A 22,708-nucleotide genomic window follows, 5' to 3' on the forward strand; every position below is an offset into this window, starting at 1 on the left:
ACAACCTGCCGGAGACGTTCCGCACGGACGGTTCGCAGTGGTCCCGGCTCTTCGCCGACGGCGAGCGCTTCCGGGTCGGCGACCTCGACGTCGAGGTCATGTTCACGCCGGGCCACACCATGGCCTCTATTGCCTATCGGATCGGCGACGCCGCCTTCATCCACGACACCCTGTTCATGCCCGACAGCGGCTCGGCGCGGGCGGACTTCCCGGGCGGCAATGCGCACGCGTTGTGGCGCAGCATCCGGCGCATCATGGCCCTGCCGGACGACACGCGGCTGTTCACCGGGCACGACTACCGCCCGGGCGGCCGGGCGGCGGCCTGGGAGAGCACCGTCGCCCGGCAACGGGCTGAGAACCCGCACCTCGTCGAGACCCCGACCGAGGAGGCGTTCGTGGCGATGCGCGAGGCCCGCGACCGCGAACTGCCGATGCCGAAGCTCATCCTGCATTCCCTGCAGGTGAACATCCGCGGCGGGCGCCTGCCCAAGCCCGAGGCGAACGGACGCCGCTACCTGAAGATCCCGCTCGACGCCCTCGACGGCGCGGCGTGGGGCGAATGACGGAGGTCACCATGGCAAAGATCAGCGCGAAGGACTTGGTGGCCCAGGCCAACCGGGAGGTGGAGACCCTGTCGGCCGAGGAGGCGCTGGCACGTGTCGGCCAGCCGGACACGGTGCTCGTCGACGTGCGCGAAGGGGAGGAGTTGGCCAAGACCGGCAGGATCGCCGGCGCCGTCCACGTCCCCCGCGGGTTCTTGGAGTTCCAGGCCGACCTCGCGAGCCCGACCCACCGGACCGAGCTCGGCGGGGGCAAACGCCTCGTGCTCTACTGCGGCTCCGGCAACCGCTCGGCCCTGGCCGCTAAGACCCTGAATGACATGGGCCTCGGCCCGGTCGCCCATGTCGCGGGCGGCTTCCCTGCGCTGGCGAAGGCCGGAGCGACCGTCGAGCCCGCCTGAAGGCGTCAGGCTGCACCCGTCGCCGGGCGTGGCGCGCCGTCCCTTGGAGACCATGATCCGTAAATGAGACATCGCCCATCGCCGACGCCATGTCGCTCTGCGCGAACGAGGCGCGGTCGAAATCTCGACCGCGCCGCGCCGGCTTACATGCGATGGTGGCGGTGCATGTGCCGCATCATGTGCCCGCGGTGATGATGGTGCCGCATCATGTGGCCGTGACGGTGATGGCGCATCATCCGGTGGTGATGGTGGCCGTGCATCCGGTCCATGCGGACGGAGACCACGTCCGACGGGGCGCTCACCGCGCCGGGCAGGCCGGGCGCGGCCGAGGCGGAGGTCGCGGCGCCGGCCGCGCCGAAGGCAGCCAGGACGGCGGCGACGAGCAGGGTCTTCCTCATGGGCGTTCCTCTCCAGGTTTTGGCGTGCCGGTCAACGCCGGCGGCTTGCTCCACCCCAATGAGTGGGCAGCAATCGGTGAACGGCTCAGCTCAGGGAGCCGTTCCCCACTGGGATTGCACGTCACGGGGCATGCTTAAGGGCGCGAATGACGCACGGATAACGCCGGGCGCGACCAGCAAGGCTGATAACATGAGGACCCGCGCCTTCGACTGACGAGGGAGCGCGGCGGCTTTCGGATTGTCGGACGGAGTTGCCGTTGACTCCGGGACGGGTGGCCCGCCGGTCCGAACTCCCCCGTGAAACTGGCCGCCGTCATTCGGCACTCATTTCGCCAGCTAACCGGGAGACCTGACGTCGATGATCCGCACGGTGCTCGCCGCGCTTGCCCTTGCCGCAACCCTTTCCGTCGCCGAGGCGCAGCAATCGGTACGTTCGCCCGATGCGGACCCGACCTTCGTCGAGCCGACGAACGCCGCCCACCGGCACTGCTCGGGCTCGTGCCTGAAGACCGGCGCCTTGCAGTGGTTCTGTCGGCCCGAGCAGACTTGTTCACTCGATTGTGGGACCGCCCCGCCGAAGATGCACTGCCACGACCCGAAGCCGTGATCAGACTGCCTTGCCGACCAGGCTTCCGATGCCGGCGGTGACGGCCATGGCCAGCACGCCCCAGAAGGTTACCCGCGCCGTGGCCCGGGCGATGGGGGCCCCTCCCGCCTTGGCGCCGAGCGCCCCGAGCACGGCCAGGAACACCAACGAGGCACCCGACACCGTGTAGACCGCGAGGTTGCCGGGTGAGAGCGCCGCTGTCGCCAGCGGCAGCGCCGCGCCGGCCGAAAAGGTCGCCGCCGAGGTCAGCGCCGCCTGGACCGGCCGGGCCGTCGTGGCCTCCGAAATGCCGAGTTCGTCCCGGGCGTGGGCACCGAGCGCGTCCTTGGCCATGAGTTGCTCGGCGACCTGAAGGGCGAGCGCATGGTCGAGGCCGCGCTCGACGTAGATCCGCGCCAGTTCCTCGCGCTCAGCGCCCGGGTCGTCGGCGAGTTCCTGGCGCTCGCGGGCGAGGTCGGCCTGCTCGGTATCGGCCTGGGAGCTCACCGAGACATACTCACCGGCCGCCATCGACATCGCACCGGCGACGAGGCCGGCACTTCCTGCGACAAGGATCTCGCTGGTCTGGGCGGCCGAGGCCGCCACGCCGACGATCAGGCTGGCGGTGGAGACGAGGCCGTCGTTGGCGCCGAGCACGGCGGCGCGCAGCCAGCCGACGCGGTCGATGAGGTGCCGCTCGCGATGGACGGGTCGCATGGTCGTCAGGATCTCCGGGGCAGCATGCGGCGCAGGACGGCGTCGTGCCAGAGGTAATGGTGAACGAGTGCGGCGACCGCGTGGAACAGGGCAAGCGCCAACAGGATGTTCGCGGCGAGCCCGTGCCAGTGTGTCAGAGAGCGCCGCCACGCGGGATCGCCGAGTTGCGGCAGGCTGACCGGGCCGAGGGAGACGCCGCGGACGAAGGCGTTGGCGATGCCCAGGCCGACGATGACGATCAGCAGGACGTAGAGGGCCGCATGGGTCGCCTTGGCCAGGCGATGGAGCGGCCCTGGATCCTCGACCGGCAGGTCGCGGCCCTTAGTCCGCCGCCAGACGAGGAAGGCGACCATCAGGCCGGTGAGGACGAAACCGAGTCGAAGTGGGCCGACCAGATGCCGGAGCGAAGCCCGACCTTTGGGACGATGTCTTCGAGGAAGGTTCCGACCAGCCATAAGCCGAGCACGAGCATGGCGGTAAGCCAGTGCAGGGCGATGGTGCCGCCGTCGTACTGCGCCGTCGCGCGCATCGTGTCTCCGGTGCTGCCATGGTCGGGGTCCTGCCTACGCCGGTGATGCTGCCGGGGGATGACGGTCGCCGCCGACCGGACGCACCGTGTCGATGGCCCGCCTGCCCTTGGCACTGATGAACCAGAGCCCCTCGGGGTCCCGGCTCGATAGCCTCGGCCGGATCAGCCCCCGCTCCCGCAGGGACCGGACGGTGCGCATCTCCCACGGCTTGAGGGACACGAGCGGCCCCTCCCGGTCGAGCCGGAGCAGCATGGCTCGCTGGCCGGGCGTCGAGGGAGGCTGGGGCGCCGTTCGATCCCGTGGGGTCATCGCCTGTTTAGAATTAATATAAACTGCGCCCTGGTCAAGGGAGACCCCGCGCCTCGCGGCACGGGGTCCGCCCGCGTCAGGGCTTGGCGGGTGCCTGGGCCGGGGCCTGCTGCCCCTGCAGATCGACCGGCTTGTTGTCGTTCAGGTCCCAGCCGGTGTTCGGGTCGGTGTGCGTCCGCTGGAGCTGGGCGCGCATCTGCCACTGGTACTTGGCGATGCCGTGCTCGACCTCCTGCAGCAGGTTCGAGGTAGTGGGATCGACGTCCTCGGTCGTCTTGATCGCCGCGTGCACCTCCTCACCGACGCGCTTGTAGGCGTTGGTGAACCACACGAGGATCTGCGCATCGTCTAGGAAGCCACCGGGAATTTCCGGCACGCCCGAGGTCTTCACGATGGTGTTGGCGCGCCCGTCGGCCGAGACACCGATGGCCAGCAGGCGCTCGGCGATGGTGTCGGCGTATTTCGACAGCCCCTCGTAGTGCTCCTGCAACAGGAGGTGCAACGGGTAGTACAGGGTGCCCGACGCGTTCCAGTGGGCCTGCTTAGTCTGCAACTGGAGCTGCTGCAACTCGGTCAGGGTCTGCTGAAGCGCGGCGACGTCCTTCTTCATGCCGTCCTCGCCGGCGCCCAGGTCGATGACCGGCTGACGGCTGACCTCGTTCGTCGGGAATGCGCCGGTCGGCTGGCGGCTGCTCACCTGGGTCTGCGAGGACTGGCGCACGCCGTCGGTCTTCGTGCCGGAGGGCTGGGAAGCCGCGGGCGGCGTCGCCGTGGTCTCCTGGGCGACCTGCATGCGCGCCAGGATCTGGGTGGCGGACGGGGCGGCGGCCTTCGCGGGGCTTGAGGCGGCCGGGGCGGCCTCGCGGGCCAGGGCCGGGGAAAGCGCCGTCGAGGCCAGCAGGAGCGTGGCCGCAAGGGCGTGGATCGGACGGGTCATCGAAAGCCTTTGGAACAGGGTGGCCCAGCACGCCTTCGGGCGGTGAGCTCAATCAGGGACAAGCGGGGCACCCAGCCCGTTCCTGAATGAACCCGAATTTACGAACCGGAGATTCCCGCCCCGCTTGCGGCCGAGGGCGGTCTCGGGCACCTCCTGAGGCAGTATCGGATCGGTTTTCGAAGGCCGCTCGTTGCTCGGCCGCATCGTCAGGCGCACTGCCGGGCGGCTTCTTGGGAGGGGGCGAACCGGTGATGTCCAGGCGGCGCTACGAGGTGCGGCTGGCCACCCGTGACGGACGCCGGGTCCTGACGGCACGGGCGGAGCGCGAGGTGGCGTTGATGGCCGAGTCGGTGATGAGGCGGTACGGCGACGACATCCTCGACGTGGGCTTCTCGGTCGCGGCCCCCGACCCGGCGGCGAGCCGGCGGATCGCCCTCTACCTCTCGACGCTGGTTCACGAACTCGACCCGGCCTGAGGTCTGCATCCAGCCATCGTGGCTATGGTGCTCCCCACGGCGATGGGCACGACGCCTAGGGTCAGGACTCGATCAGCACCAGAACGCGACGATGGCGGCCAGAGCGAAAGCTGAGGCGTAGTTGCGGGCGAGCTTGTCGTAGCGGGTGGCGATGCGACGGAAGTCCTTGAGGCGGTCGAACATCGCCTCAAGGCGCCATCGCTCTCGATAGCGGGACCTGTCATGGAGGATCCGGCGCTTGCGCCCGCGTTTGCCGGGGATGATCGGCGTGACCCTGCTGTTGCGGAGATCGGTGCGCAGCCAGTCGGCATCGTAGCCTTTGTCGGCACTCAAGCGGCGGATCCAGCCGGGCGCCTCGGCCAGGGCCGTCAGCATCGCCTTCCAGAAGCCGCGCCGCGACAAGCGGTTGACGCGGTTGTAGACCGTGGTGCGAGGGCCATACGCGGCTGGGCAGTCGCGCCAGCAACGTCCCGACGTGAGAACGTGCAGGATGCCCGAGATGATCGACCGGTCGTCCTTCCGGTCCGGGCTGGTCCCTGGGCATGAACGGCTCGATCACCGCCCATCGCTCGTCCGACGCCAGATCAGGTTTGCCATCGTCACCCCCAGACCGAAACACGTCGCTTGGCGCTCGCAATACGCTGCAATGCGGGGCGTGGTTTCACAATGGCTGACGACTGGAGGTAGGCTGGTCCGTGCAACAAGGATGGAACAGGGCGTGCGATGCCGTAATGGTCTCAAAGCTCCTCTCACCCGTGGAAACGGCTGAGATCCTTGTCGTCTGCACAAAGACATTCAGAATTCACGTCAATGCAGGTGAGATCGCTCATGTGAATAACAACTGCGGGACCGAGCGAGAGCATTGGCTGGTTCACCAGTCTGATCTACAGGCGTTTGTCGAGTCTTGCACGAGAGGCAAGCCGAGCTGAACTGCCAAAACCCAGTACTGCAACCAAAGGCTAAGGATATTACATACAACGTCACTAAGCCGATCCCGAGCCCAGAGGCGATGGCCCCCATGCTCAACCCCTTTTGGACAGGGCCTCAATCTTTGCCGCCTAGGCCCTGGCGGCGGGCTTGCGATGCTATGGGCGCGCCGCCTTCCTTGGCGATACCCTCCCGCTGCCGCTCTCCGCGCCTGGGACCGGGATACCATCTGTCAGCCATTCTCGGGCATTGAGGGCGGGCTTCCACCGCCGACCCATACGAAAGGCCCGACGCCGCAATGCGAACGATCGTTTATGCCGATGGGGGTTGCGACCCAAATCCGGGGCCGGGTGGTTGGGGGGTTGTCATCGCAACTCCCGACGGGATGGTTGAGCTGTGCGGGGGAGAGCCCGGTGGCACCACCAATAACCGCATGGAGTTGACCGCCGCGATTAAGGGTCTCGAGCATTTCTCGCCGGGGGCGGCGATCGAGATGCGGTGCGACAGCCAGTACGTCGTCAAATCGGTGACCGAGTGGATGCGCGGGTGGAAGGCCAAAGGCTGGCGCACGACGACAGGTGAGGTGAAGAACGTCGACCTCATGAAACGTCTCGACGAGCTAAACGCAGCGCGCGACGTGAAATGGACTTGGGTCCGGGGGCATGCCGGCGACCATCTCAATGAACGTGCCGACGCCCTTGTCCACCGGGGTCGTCGCGAAGCGAAACTTGGCAAGCTCGAGTCGAGAAACACCGCTGCATCCGTACCTGCCATTGCCCCCAAGCCAGCGCCGCCGAGCCAGCGAGCCGAGCTGCGCGTCGATCTTGCGCTTGGCCTCCAAGTCACTCGGGCAGCGAAGGCGGTAGGCATCACGCCCGACGCTTTGGTCGAAGATGCAATTCGCTTCTACCTCGAGATGGGGCCCAACGAGATCGCACGCCTCCGATCGAGCCGAGAATAGGGGTCAAGGCTTATCGCGGCGACGCCCCGTCTCGGTTTCGATCCTGGTGTTGCGCTGAGCGCGCGCCAGGACGCGAAATCACGTGTCCTCGGCAAGTCGCAGCTGATTGGCGGACCTACCATGAAGGTCGCCTCGGGGTAGAAAGCGGGCGGTCCGGTTTCGGAGGGTCAGTTTAGGGAAACGGCCATCGTCCTCGCATATTTGGCCGTCCTCTCCCTACGAGCCGGAAGGGTGCCGTAGGGGCACCAATCAGGCTGCGAACTGCTGCAGCGTCCGGGTTACCTCGTCCCGCTTGTACGGCTTGGAGAAGAACACACCTCGCACGGGAAGATCCTCCTGCGTGGGGCGGTGCTTACCTGAAATGATGATCAGTTCGATAGGCGGCCAACGGTCCCGGATCATGGCCGCGAGCTTCATCCCGTCAACGCCGCCGGGCATGTCGATGTCCGTAAACACGACACGGATGTCCAGACGGTTCTCCAGGATACGGACCGCCTCGTCGGCGCTGCGCGCCTCGACGACGTCGAACCCCGCCGTCTCGACGAGATCGACCGCCATCATCAGCTGCAGGGGTTCGTCCTCGACCACGAGGATCACGGCGGAGGCCGTTGGCATGGCTTGTCCCATGATGGCTTACTAGGACTGATGGATCTGCGCGAGCGGCGCGCGCATCTCGGCCCGAAAACCGGTGGGCTGGTAGCGTAGGTCGACGTCACCCGTTCCGACCAATCCGAGGCGGATCAGTCGCGAGCCGAAGCCGCGTCTGGCGGGTTCCTTCACGGGCGGCCCACCGCTCTCTTCCCAGTCGAGCACCAGGTCACCCTCGTCGCCATCGCCATCGACACGCCAACTGACCCCAACGTGGCCCTCGTCGTTAGAGAGGGCCCCGTACTTCGTCGCGTTGGTCGCGAGTTCGTGCAGCAGAAGAGAGACAGATAGGGTCGCGCGCGGCCCAAGCGAGACCTGAGGCCCAGAAACCTTGAGTCGCGTGGTTTGGGCGAAGGTGCGCAGCACCGCGCTGGCGACTGCGTCCAGGGGGGCCGCCGTCCATTCCTGCTGCAGCAGGACATCGTGCGCCGCCGAGAGGGCGTGGATGCGCTTCTCGAACGCCTCGACCGGTTCCCGGTCGGGCACCGTCTTAAGGGTCTGGGTTGCGATAGAGAGCACCATGGCCAGCATGTTCTTCATGCGGTGGCTCAGTTCCTGGTTGAGCACCCGCTGCTGCTCCTCCGCCGCAAGGCGACCGATGGCGGCCCGGGTGCGGTCGGCGACGTTGCGCAGGAAGGCCTGCTCCTCGGACGTCCAGACGTGTGGGTCAGCCTTGAGGGCGAAGAACAGGGTGACGAACTGGCCGTGCTCCATCAGCGGGATGTTGGCGATGGATCGGACGCCTAGGGTGGCCAAGGCATCGCTACCTTCAGTGGTCCGTGGGTCGTCTACGGTGTCGTCGATGAACACGGCTCGACCGGCCTTGAGATCATCGACGTAAGACCCGTAGCTCCGGAACGAGTATACCCCGTTCAGGCTCTCGACCCCTTCCACGACGTGGTCGTCGGCGATGGTGACGGTCTCGCGCACGTGGTCGACATCACCGTATCCGACGTGGCTAAGCCCAAGCGTTCGCGACAGGATGTCCGCCGCGACGGGGCCGACCTCCGCCTTGGCGGTGACATGGCGTAGCCGGTCGCCGAGTTCGATCAGGGCGTTGCGGCGCTCCTCGGCCTGCTTGCGCTCGGTGATGTCGATGAACATGACGGCGAGGCGCTGATCCGCCTCCTTGTAGCCGTGCGCCTCGAAAGTACGGTTGAGGGCGGGCACGGCGACCTCGAACGTCGCCGGTTCGCCGGTGTCGACCACGCCCGCGTAGATGTCGATCAGCCATTGCGGAATGGTCGGGATCACCTCACGGATGGTCCTGCCCACGGTTTGGTTCGCCGGCAGGCTCGACTGGGTCTCGAAGGCGGGGTTGACCTCCAGGAAACGCACATCGACCGCATGACCGGCATCGTCCCGCAGGATCTCGCCGGAGAAGAACCCCTCATGCATGCTGGTGAACAGGCTCCGCCAGCGGTCTTCGCTCGTTGTGGCGGCGCGCTCGGCATTCTTCTGGCTCGTGATGTCCCGTGAGACCGAGAGCAGCTTCTCGGGAACACCTTGCGCGTCGAGGATCGGCGTGACTTGCACATCCCACCAGCGTGGGTTGCCGGCCATGGTGTCGGCTCCGCCCTGGAAGCGGCCGACGCCCCCGGCCTTGGCTGTCGCGACAGCCGCCTTGGCGTCCGCGTTGCCCTGTCCGTGCCAGAAATCCGGCCAGGGGCAGCCTTGGATGGCGTTGAAGTCGCTGACCTCCATCACGCGCTTGCCGCCCTCGGTCATGAAGGTCAGGCGGGTGTCCAGATCGAGGACCTTGATGCAGTCGGCGGACGAGGCGAGGACGCTGCGCATGAACGCAGCCTCCTCCCGACGCTCCCTGAGCGCGCGACGCAGCTCGAGCTGTGTCATCACCTGACGTGCGAGCACGCGCAGGGTCTGCTGCTGGACGGCGGTCAGGTCGCGCGGCTCGTAGTCGAGCACGCAGACAGTCCCGATAGCATGGCCCTCTGCGGTCTTCAGGAGCGCCCCGGCGTAGAATCTCAGGTGGGGGTCGCCGGCGACCAGCGGGTTGCACTCGAAGCGCGCGTCGCGGGTGGCGTCGGGTACGAGCAGGAAGTCGCCTTCCAGGATGGCAGCGGCACAGAACGAGCTTTCGAGCGGCGTCTCGAGCACGCCGAGGCCGACTTCCGCCTTGAAGAATTGACGGCCCTCGCCGATCAGGTTCACGACCGCGATAGGCGTCTCGCAGATCGCGGAGGCGAGCTCGGCCACCTCGTCGAAGTCGCGCTCCCGCGGCGTATCGAGAACCTCGTACCGGTGAAGAGCTGCGAGACGCGCCGTCTCGGTGTGATCCTGCCCGCTGCCCGTCACGGGGGTTTCTTGCGCGCTCACGTCAGCGTTCCGCTGCCTCGCGAATGGATCGCCGAACCTCTGACAGCTTCAGCTGGGACTCGTTCTGCTCCAGCAGGCGCATGGCTGAATGCATGACCTCTCTGGCATTGCCGCAACGGCCGGTGCCGAGATGGCCGGCGATGAAGGCGTTCAGCTCCGGCTTGATGGAGCCGGTGATGATGCTGCATGCGAACATGCCCATCCCTTACACCATCCTGTCTGTTCCTACACCGAAGGAGGTTCGGCACGTCGAACAGTAAGCCAACGGGATAATCCTGATCGAGGTAATCTCGACACGGTGGTGGTCAAGTCGAGGGCAACGTCCCACGCCATGAGAGCCGGCGACTGCCCGACACGCCGGTCGGCACCGCGCGCGCATCAACCTCGGACTGGGATCTGTGAACGGTTGCTTCCAAGGAGCGCCAGCCGCTGTCTGTATGGCCGTGCTGGGACGAAAACGGATAGTGTCTGCTCAGGTTCTTTCGCGACGGTCTGCCACCGTCTTACGGACGAGTGAGGCTGACATACGAGGTATGGTGCGGAGAGGCTAACCGGTTCACCCCAGGTAGCCTCGGTCTCATCAAATCACACGATCAGGGGTATGAGAGCCCTATGGCTCGTCCTCGTCCTATTTCTCGCTGGCGCCTCATCCTAAGCCGCGCGCTTCGACAAGCGTGGGTCAAAGCTGCCCTTTACTGCCTCGGCGGCATCGTTGCCGCGCTGCTCGCTTGGCGCTTTCAGTTCCTGGTACCGGAGGACTTGGCGCTGAGCGTCGGATCCGACGCAGCAGGGAACGTGCTCAGCGTTCTGGCCTCCTCCATGCTGACCGTCACGACCTTCTCGCTCACTGTCTTGGTCAGCGCGCTGGGCTCCGCCTCCGCAGGCGTCACTCCCCGTGCGACTACTCTGTGGAGTGAGGATCGTCGCGCTCACAATGCGCTCGCGACCTTCATTGGCGCCTTCATGTTCTCGGTGGTCGGCATCATCGCCCTATCGACCCACCTTTACGGATCGGGCGGTCGCCTGCTCTTGCTTGGGGCGACCGTGATCGTGATTGGCTTCATCGTCGTCACGCTGTTGCGATGGATGCAGCAACTTACGAGCTTCGGGCGTGTCGGGGAGACGATCCGGCTCGTTGAGCAGGCTGCCACCAAGGCGCTGCGAGCCCGTCGCGAACTGCCGTATCTCGGCGGTATCCCAGCCGATCCTGTGCATCGACAGCCGGTACCGGTCTTTCCGGCACGGATCGGCTATATCCAGTACATCGATATGGCGGCCCTCTCCCGGGCTCTGAACGGCCGCGCGGTGATGTTGGACGTGGTCGCGCTGCCCGGGGCCTTCATCCACCTCGCGACGCCACTGGCCTATGTCGACCGTGAGATGCCGGCTCAGAGCAGGGAGGCCGTCTGCAAGGCGTTCCTCGTGGCAGACGACCGATCCTGGGAGCAGGACCCACGCTTCGGGCTGTCGGTGCTGGCCGAGATCGGGTCGAAATCCTTGCCGCCTACGGCAGCAGACTACGGAACGGCCCTTGCGGTGATCGGCGCGGCACTGCGCGTTCTGGCGACTTGGATCCCCGATGGCGAACCAGCGCCCGAACCAGACCACCCGCACGTGCGCGTACCCGCACTCTCGACGGACGATCTGCTGGAAGACGTCTTCCATCCGCTGGCGCGCGAGGGAGCAGGAATTATCCAGGTTCCTGTACATATCCAGAAGGCATTGGCTGCACTCGTGGAAATGGCGCCGGACCGATTTGAGATTGCCGCACGGCAGCTATCGCAAGTTGTCACGGATCACGCGAACGTTGCCCTCGCGCTACCGGCTGAAAAATCGAAAGTTGAGGTGCTGACTCTGCGCTGAGGCCATGCCCGAGTGGCTCGACATCGATCGCCGTCGGGTCGTGCGTAGACCCTTGCCGGCCGCGACGGTGTGAATGCTGGAGCGGCATCCGATCATGTCGGATCATAGGCATCGTAGCCTGCAGCGGCGAGACGACAGAACTAGATCGGGCGCCCCAAAAGTTCGCCAATCGACTCGATTCCCCGCTCTACCAAAGGATCAATTCGCCTCAACCAAAAAGGAGGGGGTTGGAACTTGGTGTGAGTCAGCACCCAGCAAACGATTCGTTCAATTTCGTCTTCGACGTCAGAGTGCACAAACTGACCCGCCAATTCATTGGGACGTCGACGAGGCGCACGAGCTACGACTGTGTCCCACGAGTTTCCCCAATAGGTGGCTGCAAGCCATTCATTTGCTTTGCCGTGATACGCCTCGATCGTCGCGAGGGTCTCACGTGCATTGCCGCTGAATTTTTGAGTATCGAGACCGCGTGTCCGAGACAAATCATCGATGATTCGTCCGATTCGGCTCGGGTGTCCCGCAATCCGTCGATGGAGCCCGAGCGCGTGCAAACGCCGGGAGGCCTCCACCGCGATGGGGCCAGAGCTCCGGACAATTTCACGACAACGGTCTTTGGAAGACAATACGTGGATCGACTGATCCTGGAGGCCCAGAGCCTGAACGAGACGGTCCATGAGCGGAGCACGTGATCGACAGTCTCGGTACGGCGCCACAACGATGCGATTTTTCGCGGCGCGTCGCCACGTACTGAGTAAGGCGATGTGGTCGTAGCGCTCGGAAAAACCATACCGACACGAGAACTTCTCGAAGGTCCGCGATTCAGAGATTGCATAGATCCGCTGCAGATAGTCGGTTTCGAGTTGTTCTACTTGCGGTCTGACGACGAGCGCAACGTCCATCGTAAAGTCAAAACGAGCGAATACATCGCGTATCATACCAGGGAAGCGGATATTAGATCTCATGCTGCCAAAATCGTTGGCGAAAACGGTCACGTTCTCAGCTTTCGAGCGAGCTAACGTGTCGGCAAGACCCTTGAGTGTCATGTTGCCCGAGGAGAGAGGATGTCCTCCAAGAATCCGCTCAGTGCGCAGTCGGATTTCGCAAGCGGTCGTTTCACATAGCGTTGCAACGCTTGATGAGAGACAAACAACAGATCTCGTTGATTCCTCGTCTGCAATAGTTTGAGCTCCGACGAGGATGCTCGCGTCTGTATGTGGCGCTCCAACGATGACAATGGCCCGTCGCATTCAATCGCTGCCGACATGATATGATTGCAAGCATGCTGCCAGACTGCGTTTTGTATTTAATATCGGGCAGGTCATGTTGGGGTCTTGGAAAGAGTAGATTTTGTCGCGATAAGCTTTGTCGTCGAAGATTATCACTGACTAGGCGAGCTCTTTGAGCTGTGTGTCATGGTGGCATCCCGGTACTTGGGATGCGCACAGTGCTCGCCATGTCTGGAAGGGCGAGCGTCAACGCACGCCCCACCAGGTTCAGAAGCGATAGTTCATGCCAGCGCGAACAACGGCAAAGCCTGCATCTTCGCGTCCCGTGCCATAGTAGGCAGGCGTGTTTGCACTGAAGTAGGTCGCCGCCGCGACACCGCGGCCGAGCCGGACGTAGAGGGCCTCGACCTTGGCCGAGAGCTTCTCCGTGAAGGCATATTCCACACCGCCGCCCAAAGCGTAGCCTGTCCGCGTCGTGTCGGGCAGCGTGTAGGGATAAGCCGCCGCAGCGGACGCTCGAGAGCCACCGCCGAAGGCAAAGCCTCCTGTGCCGTAGATCACGACCCGGTCGAACGTGTAGCCGACGCGGCCTCGGACCGTGCCGAAGTAATCGAGGCTCGGCCTCACGTTGTAATAGGGCACGCCTCCCAGATAAGCCGCATCGGCCTTGGCGGCGGCGAGACCCTGAAGATCGGCCTCCACACCGACGACGAAACCGGAGCCGGGCGTAAACTGGTAGTTGTAGCCGATCTGCCCACCGCCGGCGAAGCCGCCAGATCGGCCGCCGCCGGTGACCTGGCCGTAGGTCGGATCAGTGAACCCCGAACGGCCCGTGCCAGTGGCGTAGCCGGCGTTCACGCCCGCATAGAAGCCCGTCCAGGTGAAGATCGGTGGGCTCGGCGGGAGCGGTGGCGGAGCGACCCGTGGGAGATCCGCCGCCTGTGCGGCGCACGCGAAGAGGGTCGCTGCGGTGAGCAGCGACGTCGAGACGAAGGATGTCATCGTCAGCTTTCGTTGTGTGGGGCGCGTCGTGGCGCGGAAGCCCTTCGACCGGGCTAATGCCGGAGGAGGGAAGGGGGCCTTGTCGCGACCACCCTTGATCGGTGCGTTGTCAGAGGGCCTGCATCAGCACCGCGATGATCGTCGCGGCCAGGATCAGGCAGAGGGCCAGATCAAGGATGAGGTCGCCTGACCATTTGGTGGATTCGCTCAGGCGTAGCGCGATCGGAGGTTGCACGGTCCGGTGTCGCGCGGGCCCCAGCCGGTGGGACTCCGTAAGAGTGCCGCGCTCGGGCATGGGCCATGCGCCATTCCAAGGGGTGATCATGGCGGGCGTCACGTCACGGCATGCGGATCGATGACAGCCGGTAACGCGGCGTCTGTTGCAGGCCCTTCCCCGGACGCTCGGCGGACGGTTTCTCCCCAAAGGCGAGCGGCGCGATGAAGCCTGCGCTGCTTCGTAGGGCATGACCCCCGGGAAGGCCGTTCGAAAGAGCGAAGCCGAGGCCCGGCAGAGCGAACGCGGTGAGCGCATAGAAGACGCGGGTCATCTGCGGCAGGAAGGCCCGTCCCTCCGAACGACGGGCAGGGGGCCCTTGCAGGCGCATCGGCGGCAGTGAGGCTGGAGCCACCAGAGTTCGGTTGTTTGCGGACATCACGTCTCTCTCCCGCTTGTGGGAAATTTGCCCACAGATTGGTATGGGGGTGGATATGCCACGTCAATCGAGAAAAGATCCGGAAAGGGTGTGCCACCACACTTTGTGGGATTGTTTCCCACGATGAGCTGGCGCATGGGAGGGAGATGTCGGAGACCCCAGACACTCCCCCGCAGGGCGCAAGCTTGCACGGCCCCCTGGCGCGGCTGCTTCGCCCGCTGGTGCGCCTGCTGGTGGCCCGGGGCGTCACGTTTCCGACGATCGCGGATCTGCTGCGCGAATTGTACGTGAACGTCGCCGAGTACGACTTCGCCCTGCCTGGTAAGGATCAGACGGATAGCCGGGTGTCGTTGCTGACCGGGATCCATCGCAAGGAGGTGCGGCGCCTGCGCGGTTCCGGGGCACCGGTGAGTACGGTCCCGGCCTCGGTTTCGCGGACCAGCCGGATCATCGCTCGCTGGTTGGCCGACCCGGCTTTCACGGGACCGGATAAGGCTCCGCTTCCCCTGCCGCGGAGCGCCGAAGCCGGCGCGCCTTCCTTCGAGGCTCTGGTGGCGACCGTGACGCGCGATGTGCGCCCCCGCGCCGTCCTTGACGAGTGGCTGGATCGGGGGCTCGCGTTCATCGACGCCGAAGGTCGCATCGTGCTCGCGGACACGGCCTATGTGCCCCGCGCCGACGGGAATGCCGAGGCGCAGGCTTATTACTTCGGCCGAAACCTGCACGACCACATCGCGGCCGCGACCACGAACGTGATGGCCGACACGCCGCGCTTTCTGGAGCGGGCGGCGCATTACGACGGATTGTCGCCCGAACTCGCCGCGCGGCTCGAGGCGCGGGCCCGCGAACTCGCGATGGAGGCCCTGCAGCAGGCCAATCGCGAAGCGCACGCCGCCTGCCAGACCGATTCCGGGGGGACATGCCGCTGGAATTTCGGCGTGTACGTCTACACCGAGCAATCGGGTCCGGTTCAGCCTTCCGAGGACGTGGGAGACGAGCCGTGAGCCGCGCGCCCGACCGGCGGCGGGTCCTGGGGCTGCTGGCCGGCACGGCGTGGCTGTCGGGAGGCGCGATGCTGCCTCGCCTCGCATGTGCTCAGGCGAATCCCGTCGATCAGGGGATCGGCGGCACCGGCATGATGCGAACGGAGCCTCCGCGTGAGCGCCCCCTCGGCGAACCGCCGCTCGGTGAGGGCGACCGCGGCCTCGGCGGCACGGGCGTCATCGGCACGATCCGAGGCTTCGGGTCCATCATCGTCAACGGCCTGCGCATCGCCTATCCGGCGGACGCGGCCGTGTTGATCGACGATGTGCCCGCCGGGACGACGGATCTGAAGATCGGCCAGGTCGTGCAGGTCATCGCCCAGCCTGACCAGGGTGGCCTTGCGACGCGCCGCATCGCGGTGACGAGCGAGGTGGTCGGACCGGTGGAGGCGGCCTCGCCGGGCCGTCTCATCGTCCTCGGCCAGCGGGTGATGACGGGCGATCTTCCCACCTCCTGGGCCATCGGCACTCGGGTCGCCGTCAGCGGTTTGCGCACGACCGACGGGGTGATCCACGCGAGCCTGATCGAGCCCCGCACAACCGGCCCGGACAGGGTTGCGGGTCCGGTCATCCGGGATGCGGCGGGGACGCTGCGCATCGGCGGCCTCCGCCTGGAACGGGCCGACGGCCTCGCCCCCGGCCAGCGCGCCGTCGTCGTCGGCGAGGCTGTCGGCGGCGCCCTTCGGCTGACGAAAGCCGCCCTCACCGGCTCCCCGTTTCCGCAAGGTCTGCGGCATGTCTCGATCGAAGCCTATGCCGGTCGCGCTGGATCGGGTCTCAGTCTCGGTTCGGGCCTCGTGGTCTCCGGGCGTCCGTCATCCGTCATCCCGCGCACGGGAAGTGTCCGCGCCGTCATGACGGCCAGCGTCTCCGAGAACGGACGGATCTCGGTGGAGCGCTTGCAGGCTGTCGAGCGCACGATGCCTGCGACGTCCGACTCACCCCGCTTCGAGCGCGAAAGCGACCAACTCGACCTTCGGGGCCTGCCTGACAGATCGCCAACGCCATTCGGGCGGCAACCGGGCGACGGGCCCGGCACCGATCTTCGGTCGCTCTCGATCGAGCCCGTTCCCGCGCCGGACAACGGCGCCGGCGGGGTTTTCCGCGATCCGGGCGACTATGGGGGGCAGGGGGGCTTCGGAAGCGGATCGCGGATGGGTGCTCCTGGGGGGCCTCCGGGCTTTGGCGGGGGCGGCGGCGGAGGGCCTGCGGGACCGGGCGGCCCCGGTGGCCCAGGCGGTCCAAGGCCGCGGTAAGGCCGCGTTCGTAACGCGATCTTAAAACCAACGTGGGCAAATTGCCCACGGAGCGCGTGCGAGCGGCTCCGGTTCTCCTACGACGAGGCAACCGATGAGCAGTGTGTCCACGTCATCGACTTCCCAGATCTCCACGCAGCGTCCCCCGCCCCCTCCTGGTGGCGGGCGTGAGCGCATGTCTTCGACGATCAAGAGCGAACTCTCGTCCGGCGCCCTCAGCAGCACAGACGCGACGGCCCTGACCAGTGCGCTCGATGCCATCGACACGAGTCTATCGTCGAGCACCGGCACCGGTTCGACAGCCGCGGCCAGTTCCCGCCTCGATCCCGGCTCCATGAAGGACCGTATCGACAGCCTGATCTCGGATCAGGTCGACAGCGGAGCCCTCACGAGCGACCAAGCCGACGAACTCAAGAACCTTTTCGCCAGCGGCGGCAGAAGTACCGAGGCTTCGAGTTCCGCGAGCGGAACGTCCGAGATCGGCGGCCCGCCTCCTGGTCCGCCGCCCGGTGGATCGCCGGACGGCACCACTTCCGACGGCAGTTCCTCGACCTCGGGCACAAGCAGCAGCGACTTGCTCTCAACCTTCATGCAACAATTGCAAGCGGCTCAGTCGAAGAATGCAGCTTACGGCGCGACGGGATCGAGCCAGTACAGCGTCAACAATTCTGCGCTCTTGATCGACTTTCGTAGCTGAGCTGAGGCTTTTTCCGAGAGACGGCTGGGCCTTCATTTTTGCGCTCGAAAGCGAAGAAGCTGACCGTCCGAGGTTCTTGCCTCAAAAGCTGTGCCGCATCAGGGCCTTGATGTCCGGAGCGCCGTCACCGGCCGCCTTCGCGGCCGTGGTCGGCGTGTTATTCGATTGCGCCCGGACGTCTCCCGGCGAGACGGCCACCTCTCTGCTCGCGGCCGCTTGGACCTGAGCAAAATCTCGCCTCGGTCGCCGCCTTTGAAGGAATGAGCGGCTTTCCCGCGAGGTGGTTTACCGGCGCGATGCGAGCCCTCCGCCGGGGAGTTGCCTCGGCGCACGACGGCCTCAACGGGGCCGCGCATCCCCTGCGGTGTCCCCATCCTGTCCTTGCGGTAGGACGAAGACCTGTCCGGGATAGATCAGGTCCGGATCCCGGATCTGCTCCTTGTTGGCGTCGTAGATCAGGGTGTAGCGCTCGCCTTCGCCGTAGGTGCGGCGGCTGATCCGCCACAGGCTATCGCCTCGCTCGATGCGTGCCGTCTCGATCCCCGCGATATGGACGTCCGACGAGCCGGTTACGGCACCCGGCGGCGCGTTCGCAGCGAGGCTGCCGGTCGTCAGGGGCCGCATTTGACCCGCCTGTCTCTCGTCCGATGCAGATCTGGGACTTGCAGCCTGCCGTTCGGATGTCGAGGGTTCCGCGGCGTGACCGGCCGGGCCCTGGGACTGGGCGGAATATTCCACGCCCCCGTCGTGGCCTGGATCGGGTGCCTTGAACGGCACCTCCGCCCGGTCGCGAACCTTGCCTGTCGCAGGATCGACCGAGTCGAGGCGAACCCTGTAATCCCCCGGCTTGACGCCCCGCCCGACCGTGAACGTCACAGTGCCATCGCTGCCCACTGTGGCAGGAGCGATCAGCGTTTCGTTCAGGTAGAGCCTCACCGCAGCGCCGGGGGCTCCCCGGGCCGTCACGACCAGTTTCCCTCCGTCCTGGGCATCGATGCTGACCACGGCCGGAGCCACCACCGTCCCGCTGTCGAGCGCATCCACACGGCTTGGTTCTTGGGTGGATTTTCCAGGACTGGTCGGAGCCCCACCCTCTCGCCGACCCGGTTCCTTGGAGAGACTCGAAGCCTCACCAGCCATTTCAGAGCCGCGTAAGTTCGCCCCCGTATCGAACGCGTGACGGTTCTCCGCGACCATGGCATCGCCAGAGCTAGCCTCCCGGCGCGCCTCCGTGGCGGGTTCGAGGGTCTGCATATCGGGCTGGGACAGGATCACCGTCGGCTTGTCGGGAGCGATGATGGCCACGAGAGGCTTGGCGTTCCGGCCCGGCTCGATCACCACCGCCATGTGCGCCGTCGAGCGCTGTCTTTCGCCCGTTTCATCCGTCGCGCGCAGGCCGATCTCGCTGTTCCCGACAGGAAGCGCCGGGGGCATGAAGGTGAACCGACCATCGGCATTCGCCCGCGCGCTCCCCACCGGCTTGCCGTCGACGAGCAACTCAACGCTGGCGTTCGGCGTGGCCCGTCCGGCGATGACGGCGTCGCCGTTCGGTTCGATGCGGACGACGTCGAAATCCGGCGCGGGCGATGCCGTGGGCCGTGCCGGCGGGGCGGCAGCAGTCGAAGCCGATGTGGGTGATTGGACGGACCCTGTCGGACTTTCGCCAGTGGGAGCGGGCGTACCGGCTGTGCCCGCGTCAGGAGGCGACAGAGCGGCGAGCGGTTTGCCGTCGCCGTTCGGTGAACGGTGGGCGATGCCGAGTAGTGCGTGGCGGCTTTCATAGACGATGCCCGCCAATCCAGTCAGGAGCAGCAGGCACACCAGCCCTACGGCGAAGCCCCGCCCGCGGCCCGATTTCCTCGGGGCTAATCGTGGGGTTGCAACGGGGACCAGAGCCTCCGTGTCACGTTCGACGCGCTTTCTGGGCCGCCGACCGAGGAGTGCCGTGACGACAACCGCCGCCCCGGCAAGCACTGCGATCAGGGCCGCGGCAAGGATACGGCGCAGGAGTGTCGTCATGGCAGGTCGGTTCCCCGGAGCCGTGGATCGGGCCGATGGCCGACGGCTTGCGTCGAACCTCCCGTCTCTCAGAGAGGCGACCGGCCCGGCGATCCGGCCCGACCGGGCGGCGGCGACGCATGAACCGGTTGCGCGCAAGCTGGTTCCGAAATTTATTTTACGATCCTGGTACAGCCATACCATTGAAGCGGCGGATGACGGATCAACACTGCCGCATCCCCGCGCCGTGCGGTCCAGCTTGATTCTCGACGCTCTTCTCGCGCCGTGGACCCATCGACTCTGCGCCCGCCGCGGAACTGTACCGGGAGTGGATTATTATTCCGGCTAAGATTCCATGATTCCCTCTGCATCGGCGAGGCTACGGCATGCTGGGTTGGTTCCGTGCGCTGATGCCGAAGGAAGATCGGTTCTTCGATCTGTTCGAGCGGCATGCCGCGACACTGGTCGATGGGGCGGCGGCCTTGCGGACCTTGCTCGACGGAACGCAGGATCTTGCGCAGGCCTGCGCCGCCATCGCCGCCCACGAGGACAAAGCGGACACCATCACGCAGGAGGCGCTTCAGGCGGTCCGCCGCACCTTCATCACACCGTTCGATCGCGGCGACATCCAGGAGCTCGTCGGATCCCTGGATGATGCCATCGATCAGATGCTCAAGATGGCCAAGGCGGTCCGCCTCTTCGAGGTCACCCAGTTCGAGCCTCAGATGCGTGAGATGGGCGTCATCATCCAAGAGGCCGCTTCCGTCGTCTCCGAGGCGATGCCGAAGCTGCGCTCGCTCAACGAGAACGCCACAGACCTCAACGCCCTGACCGAACGGGTCATCAAGCTGGAAGGCCGCGCGGACGACCTTCACGAGGCGGGCCTGAAGGCCCTGTTCCAGGCCTCCCGTCAGGATCCGATGGCCTTCCTCGTGGGCTCGGAACTGTACGATCACCTGGAAAAGGTCATGGATCGGTTCGAGGACGTCGCGAACCAGATCAGCAGTATCGTCGTCGAGCACGTTTGAGCTGCCGCCGTGACGCTTCTGATCTGCCTCATCGCCGTCGCGCTGTTCTTCGATTTTCTGAACGGGCTGCACGACGCGGCCAATTCCATCGCGACTATCGTCTCCACGCGGGTGCTCTCTCCCCGCTATGCCGTCTTCTGGGCGGCCTTCTTCAACTTCGTCGCCTTTCTGGTCTTCGGCCTGCACGTCGCGGGCACGGTCGGTTCCGGTATCGTCGACGTCTCGGTGGTGAATGACCGGGTGATCCTGGGGGCGCTCGGCGGCGCCATTAGCTGGAACCTGCTGACGTGGTACCTCGGCATCCCGTCCTCCAGCTCGCACGCGCTGATCGGCGGCCTCCTCGGCGCCGGCATCGCGAAGGCCGGTCTCGGGGCGGTGGTCTGGCCGGGCGTCATCACCACGACCGCCGCCATCGTCCTCTCGCCCGCTCTCGGCTTTCTGTTGGCGCTCGTCCTCGTGCTGATCGTGTCCTGGCTGTTCGTGCGCTCCACGCCGTCCGCCGCCGACGGCGTCTTCCGCAAGCTGCAATTCGTCTCCGCCTCGCTCTATTCTCTGGGCCACGGCGGCAACGACGCGCAGAAGACCATGGGGATCATCGCCGTGCTCCTCTATGCCCATGGGCAGGAGAACGGCGCTTTCCACGTCCCGCTCTGGGTAGTCCTTTCCTGCCAGTCCGCCATGGCGCTAGGGACGCTCCTCGGTGGCTGGCGCATCGTCCATACGATGGGATCGAAGATCACGCGGTTGACGCCGATGCAGGGCTTCTGCGCCGAGACCGGGGGCGCGATCACGCTCTTCGCGGCCACCGCGTTCGGTATACCGGTCTCGACCACCCATACGATCACGGGCGCCATCGTCGGCGTGGGGGCGGCACGGCGGGTTTCCGCCGTGCGCTGGAACGTTGCGCAGGGAATCGTCGTCGCGTGGGTCATCACGATGCCGGCGGCGGCTCTGGTGGCGGCCCTTGTCTACTGGGTGTCCGGCTTCCTGCTTCCTTGAGCCGGATCGCTCATACGATCCGGCTCCGGGTCTCGGTCCGCCGGGGGCTCTCGCGAGGCCCTATCGCGCCAGATGCTTGTCGAAGAAGCCGGCGATCTCCTCGAAGACGGCCTTGGTCTCGGGGGCGGTGTCATCGCGGATGTATTGGGCGTGCGACTGCCCTTCGCCCACTTGGAGATAGGCCTCGACACCGGCCTCGCGGAGCCGCCGATGGACCCGCACGGTGTTCGAGAGCAGCAGGTCGCGTGTGCCGGTCGTCAGGATCGTGGGAGGGAAATTGCTGAAGTCCCCGTAGACCGGCGACAACATCGGGTCCTTGAGGTCGTGTCCCGCGGCGTAGACCTTGGCCCCATCGTCGCAGAATCCGTCCGGCGACACGAGCACGTTGTCGAGCATCGCGTTCGTCACGAAGCTGTCGCCGACCTTGGTCGTATCGGACATCGGCGTTCCCGGCGCGATCGCGGCGGGCAGCGGCAGCCCCTCCTGCTTCGCGCGCATCACCATCGCCAGGGTCAGCGCCCCACCGGCCGAGGTGCCGAAAATCGCGGTCTTCTTCGGGTCCGTGGTCTTGGTCACAGCCTTCCACACCGTCATGGCGTCGTCGTGGGCCGCTGGATAGACGGCCTCTGGAGGCATGCGGTAATCGACCGAGATGACCTTGTAGCCGCCGAAGCCGGACATGAAGATCGCCTCCGGCAGCCCGGCCTCACCGGGGTTCAGCACGTAGCAGCCGCCGTGCACATGGACGAGAACGCGGTCGCGGTTCTCTGGCCGCATCCGCTCGGGCGTTACGATGAAGGCGCGCACCCCGTCGATGGTCGTGCGCTCCACCTTGACGTGCAGGCGCTCCATCATGCCGGGCACGAGCTTCTTCAGCGTCTCCGCGCCAGCCTCCGCGACGGGCTTCCAGGCCGCGCCATCTTTGGGATGGATGTCCCAGTTGGTGCGGAGCGGCATGCCGATGATCTTTTTCATCTGCGGGCTGACGTCGCTCGGCACCGGCACGCTTTTGGCGGGGACTTCGAGCGGGGCGGCCTGTTGCGCCGCAGCCGGAGTGATGAAAAGGCTAGCCGTCAATGCCGCGCCGATCAGAGCTCGCGTCATGGTCATCCCTGGTTTCCAGCGTCCCGAGCGAGGGTACTTGGCAGGGTCGCTC

General features: G+C 66.0%; 25 protein-coding genes and 2 pseudogenes. 12 read left to right on the forward strand and 15 right to left on the reverse strand.

The window, feature by feature from the left end:
* Together J4O73_RS20480 and J4O73_RS20485 are read left to right on the forward strand one after the other, a co-directional pair.
* The coding region (locus J4O73_RS20480; protein ID WP_426220383.1) for an MBL fold metallo-hydrolase at positions 1-563 on the forward strand (563 nt) is incomplete at its 5' end.
* A gap of 11 nt (positions 564-574) precedes the next feature.
* Complete coding sequence (locus J4O73_RS20485) at positions 575-961, forward strand: rhodanese-like domain-containing protein (RefSeq protein ID WP_426220385.1); 387 nt, start codon at positions 575-577, stop codon at positions 959-961.
* 143 nt (positions 962-1,104) lie between these two features.
* Here the strand turns inward: J4O73_RS20485 and J4O73_RS20490 are convergent, their stop codons facing one another.
* Entirely contained in the window at positions 1,105-1,359 is a 255-nt protein-coding gene (locus J4O73_RS20490; RefSeq protein WP_426220386.1) for a hypothetical protein, read from the reverse strand.
* 358 nt (positions 1,360-1,717) lie between these two features.
* On the opposite strand from J4O73_RS20490, the gene J4O73_RS20495 reads away from it, so the two are divergent.
* Positions 1,718-1,966, forward strand: a complete 249-nt coding sequence (locus J4O73_RS20495) for a hypothetical protein (protein WP_426220388.1) — start codon at positions 1,718-1,720, stop codon at positions 1,964-1,966.
* Here the strand turns inward: J4O73_RS20495 and J4O73_RS20500 are convergent, their stop codons facing one another.
* The 4 genes and pseudogenes from J4O73_RS20500 to J4O73_RS20515 all read right to left on the reverse strand — a co-directional run bounded on the left by J4O73_RS20500 (position 1,967) and on the right by J4O73_RS20515 (position 4,438).
* Entirely contained in the window at positions 1,967-2,662 is a 696-nt protein-coding gene (locus J4O73_RS20500; RefSeq protein ID WP_426220390.1) for a VIT1/CCC1 transporter family protein, read from the reverse strand.
* A 5-nt stretch (positions 2,663-2,667) separates the two neighbouring features.
* Positions 2,668-3,191, reverse strand: a pseudogene (locus tag J4O73_RS20505) (cytochrome b).
* 34 nt (positions 3,192-3,225) lie between these two features.
* Complete coding sequence (locus J4O73_RS20510) at positions 3,226-3,444, reverse strand: hypothetical protein (RefSeq protein WP_426220392.1); 219 nt, start codon at positions 3,442-3,444, stop codon at positions 3,226-3,228.
* A 133-nt stretch (positions 3,445-3,577) separates the two neighbouring features.
* Complete coding sequence (locus tag J4O73_RS20515) at positions 3,578-4,438, reverse strand: Dps family protein (RefSeq protein WP_426220394.1); 861 nt, start codon at positions 4,436-4,438, stop codon at positions 3,578-3,580.
* A gap of 248 nt (positions 4,439-4,686) precedes the next feature.
* Here J4O73_RS20515 and J4O73_RS20520 point away from each other — a divergent pair, with 248 nt between their 5' ends.
* Entirely contained in the window at positions 4,687-4,914 is a 228-nt protein-coding gene (locus J4O73_RS20520; protein WP_426220395.1) for a hypothetical protein, read from the forward strand.
* 72 nt (positions 4,915-4,986) lie between these two features.
* On the opposite strand, the pseudogene J4O73_RS20525 reads toward J4O73_RS20520, so the two are convergent.
* A pseudogene (locus J4O73_RS20525) lies at positions 4,987-5,511 on the reverse strand (transposase).
* 134 nt (positions 5,512-5,645) lie between these two features.
* Here J4O73_RS20525 and J4O73_RS20530 point away from each other — a divergent pair.
* Together J4O73_RS20530 and J4O73_RS20535 are read left to right on the forward strand one after the other, a co-directional pair.
* Entirely contained in the window at positions 5,646-5,843 is a 198-nt protein-coding gene (locus J4O73_RS20530; RefSeq protein ID WP_426220397.1) for a helix-turn-helix domain-containing protein, read from the forward strand.
* A gap of 296 nt (positions 5,844-6,139) precedes the next feature.
* Positions 6,140-6,802, forward strand: a complete 663-nt coding sequence (locus tag J4O73_RS20535; protein WP_426220399.1) for a ribonuclease H family protein — start codon at positions 6,140-6,142, stop codon at positions 6,800-6,802.
* A gap of 249 nt (positions 6,803-7,051) precedes the next feature.
* Here the strand turns inward: J4O73_RS20535 and J4O73_RS20540 are convergent, their stop codons facing one another.
* The 3 genes from J4O73_RS20540 to J4O73_RS20550 are packed head-to-tail and all read right to left on the reverse strand — an operon-like array spanning position 7,052 to position 9,989.
* Complete coding sequence (locus J4O73_RS20540) at positions 7,052-7,417, reverse strand: response regulator (RefSeq protein WP_426220400.1); 366 nt, start codon at positions 7,415-7,417, stop codon at positions 7,052-7,054.
* 21 nt (positions 7,418-7,438) lie between these two features.
* The gene (locus tag J4O73_RS20545) at positions 7,439-9,787 is read right to left on the reverse strand and encodes an HWE histidine kinase domain-containing protein (protein ID WP_426220402.1); all 2,349 of its coding nucleotides are present in this window, start codon (positions 9,785-9,787) and stop codon (positions 7,439-7,441) included.
* A 1-nt stretch (position 9,788) separates the two neighbouring features.
* Positions 9,789-9,989, reverse strand: a complete 201-nt coding sequence (locus J4O73_RS20550; RefSeq protein ID WP_426220404.1) for a type II toxin-antitoxin system ParD family antitoxin — start codon at positions 9,987-9,989, stop codon at positions 9,789-9,791.
* A gap of 410 nt (positions 9,990-10,399) precedes the next feature.
* On the opposite strand from J4O73_RS20550, the gene J4O73_RS20555 reads away from it, so the two are divergent.
* Entirely contained in the window at positions 10,400-11,650 is a 1,251-nt protein-coding gene (locus J4O73_RS20555; protein WP_426220406.1) for a DUF2254 domain-containing protein, read from the forward strand.
* A 140-nt stretch (positions 11,651-11,790) separates the two neighbouring features.
* Here the strand turns inward: J4O73_RS20555 and J4O73_RS20560 are convergent, their stop codons facing one another.
* From J4O73_RS20560 to J4O73_RS20575, 4 genes are all read right to left on the reverse strand, one after another.
* The gene (locus J4O73_RS20560; RefSeq protein WP_426220408.1) at positions 11,791-12,642 is read right to left on the reverse strand and encodes a hypothetical protein; all 852 of its coding nucleotides are present in this window, start codon (positions 12,640-12,642) and stop codon (positions 11,791-11,793) included.
* Positions 12,643-13,143: 501 nt separating this feature from the next.
* On the reverse strand, positions 13,144-13,878 hold the full coding sequence (locus J4O73_RS20565) for an outer membrane protein (RefSeq protein WP_426220410.1): 735 nt from the start codon (positions 13,876-13,878) through the stop codon (positions 13,144-13,146).
* Positions 13,879-13,987: 109 nt separating this feature from the next.
* Positions 13,988-14,113, reverse strand: a complete 126-nt coding sequence (locus tag J4O73_RS20570) for a hypothetical protein (protein WP_426220412.1) — start codon at positions 14,111-14,113, stop codon at positions 13,988-13,990.
* A gap of 103 nt (positions 14,114-14,216) precedes the next feature.
* A complete protein-coding gene (locus J4O73_RS20575) occupies positions 14,217-14,531 on the reverse strand; it encodes a hypothetical protein (protein ID WP_426220414.1) in 315 nt (104 codons plus the stop codon).
* 146 nt (positions 14,532-14,677) lie between these two features.
* Here J4O73_RS20575 and J4O73_RS20580 point away from each other — a divergent pair, with 146 nt between their 5' ends.
* The 3 genes from J4O73_RS20580 (at position 14,678) to J4O73_RS20590 (ending at position 17,527) form a co-directional block, all read left to right on the forward strand.
* Complete coding sequence (locus J4O73_RS20580; RefSeq protein WP_426220416.1) at positions 14,678-15,535, forward strand: DUF6502 family protein; 858 nt, start codon at positions 14,678-14,680, stop codon at positions 15,533-15,535.
* Positions 15,532-16,830, forward strand: coding sequence for a DUF5666 domain-containing protein (locus J4O73_RS20585; protein WP_426220418.1), 1,299 nt, complete (start codon positions 15,532-15,534; stop codon positions 16,828-16,830). The genes J4O73_RS20580 and J4O73_RS20585 overlap by 4 nt, the downstream gene beginning before the upstream one ends.
* 175 nt (positions 16,831-17,005) lie before the next feature.
* Positions 17,006-17,527, forward strand: coding sequence for a hypothetical protein (locus J4O73_RS20590; protein ID WP_426220420.1), 522 nt, complete (start codon positions 17,006-17,008; stop codon positions 17,525-17,527).
* Between the two features lie 339 nt (positions 17,528-17,866).
* Here the strand turns inward: J4O73_RS20590 and J4O73_RS20595 are convergent, their stop codons facing one another.
* Positions 17,867-19,348, reverse strand: coding sequence for a LysM peptidoglycan-binding domain-containing protein (locus J4O73_RS20595; RefSeq protein WP_426220422.1), 1,482 nt, complete (start codon positions 19,346-19,348; stop codon positions 17,867-17,869).
* Between the two features lie 563 nt (positions 19,349-19,911).
* Between J4O73_RS20595 and J4O73_RS20600 the strand changes: the two genes are divergently transcribed.
* Both J4O73_RS20600 and J4O73_RS20605 read left to right on the forward strand, forming a co-directional pair.
* Positions 19,912-20,553 carry a DUF47 domain-containing protein gene (locus J4O73_RS20600; protein ID WP_426220424.1) on the forward strand — a complete coding sequence of 214 codons (642 nt, stop codon included), beginning with the start codon at positions 19,912-19,914 and terminating at the stop codon, positions 20,551-20,553.
* 9 nt (positions 20,554-20,562) lie between these two features.
* Positions 20,563-21,552: an anion permease gene (locus tag J4O73_RS20605; RefSeq protein ID WP_426220426.1), complete on the forward strand. Its 990-nt coding sequence runs from the start codon at positions 20,563-20,565 to the stop codon at positions 21,550-21,552.
* Positions 21,553-21,612: 60 nt separating this feature from the next.
* Here J4O73_RS20605 and J4O73_RS20610 read toward each other — a convergent pair whose 3' ends face one another.
* On the reverse strand, positions 21,613-22,662 hold the full coding sequence (locus J4O73_RS20610) for an alpha/beta hydrolase (RefSeq protein ID WP_426220428.1): 1,050 nt from the start codon (positions 22,660-22,662) through the stop codon (positions 21,613-21,615).
* Between the last annotated feature and the right edge of the window lie 46 nt (positions 22,663-22,708).

Origin of the sequence: Methylobacterium sp. NFXW15 (assembly GCF_049887755.1) — a bacterium.
GTDB lineage: Bacteria > Pseudomonadota > Alphaproteobacteria > Rhizobiales > Beijerinckiaceae > Methylobacterium.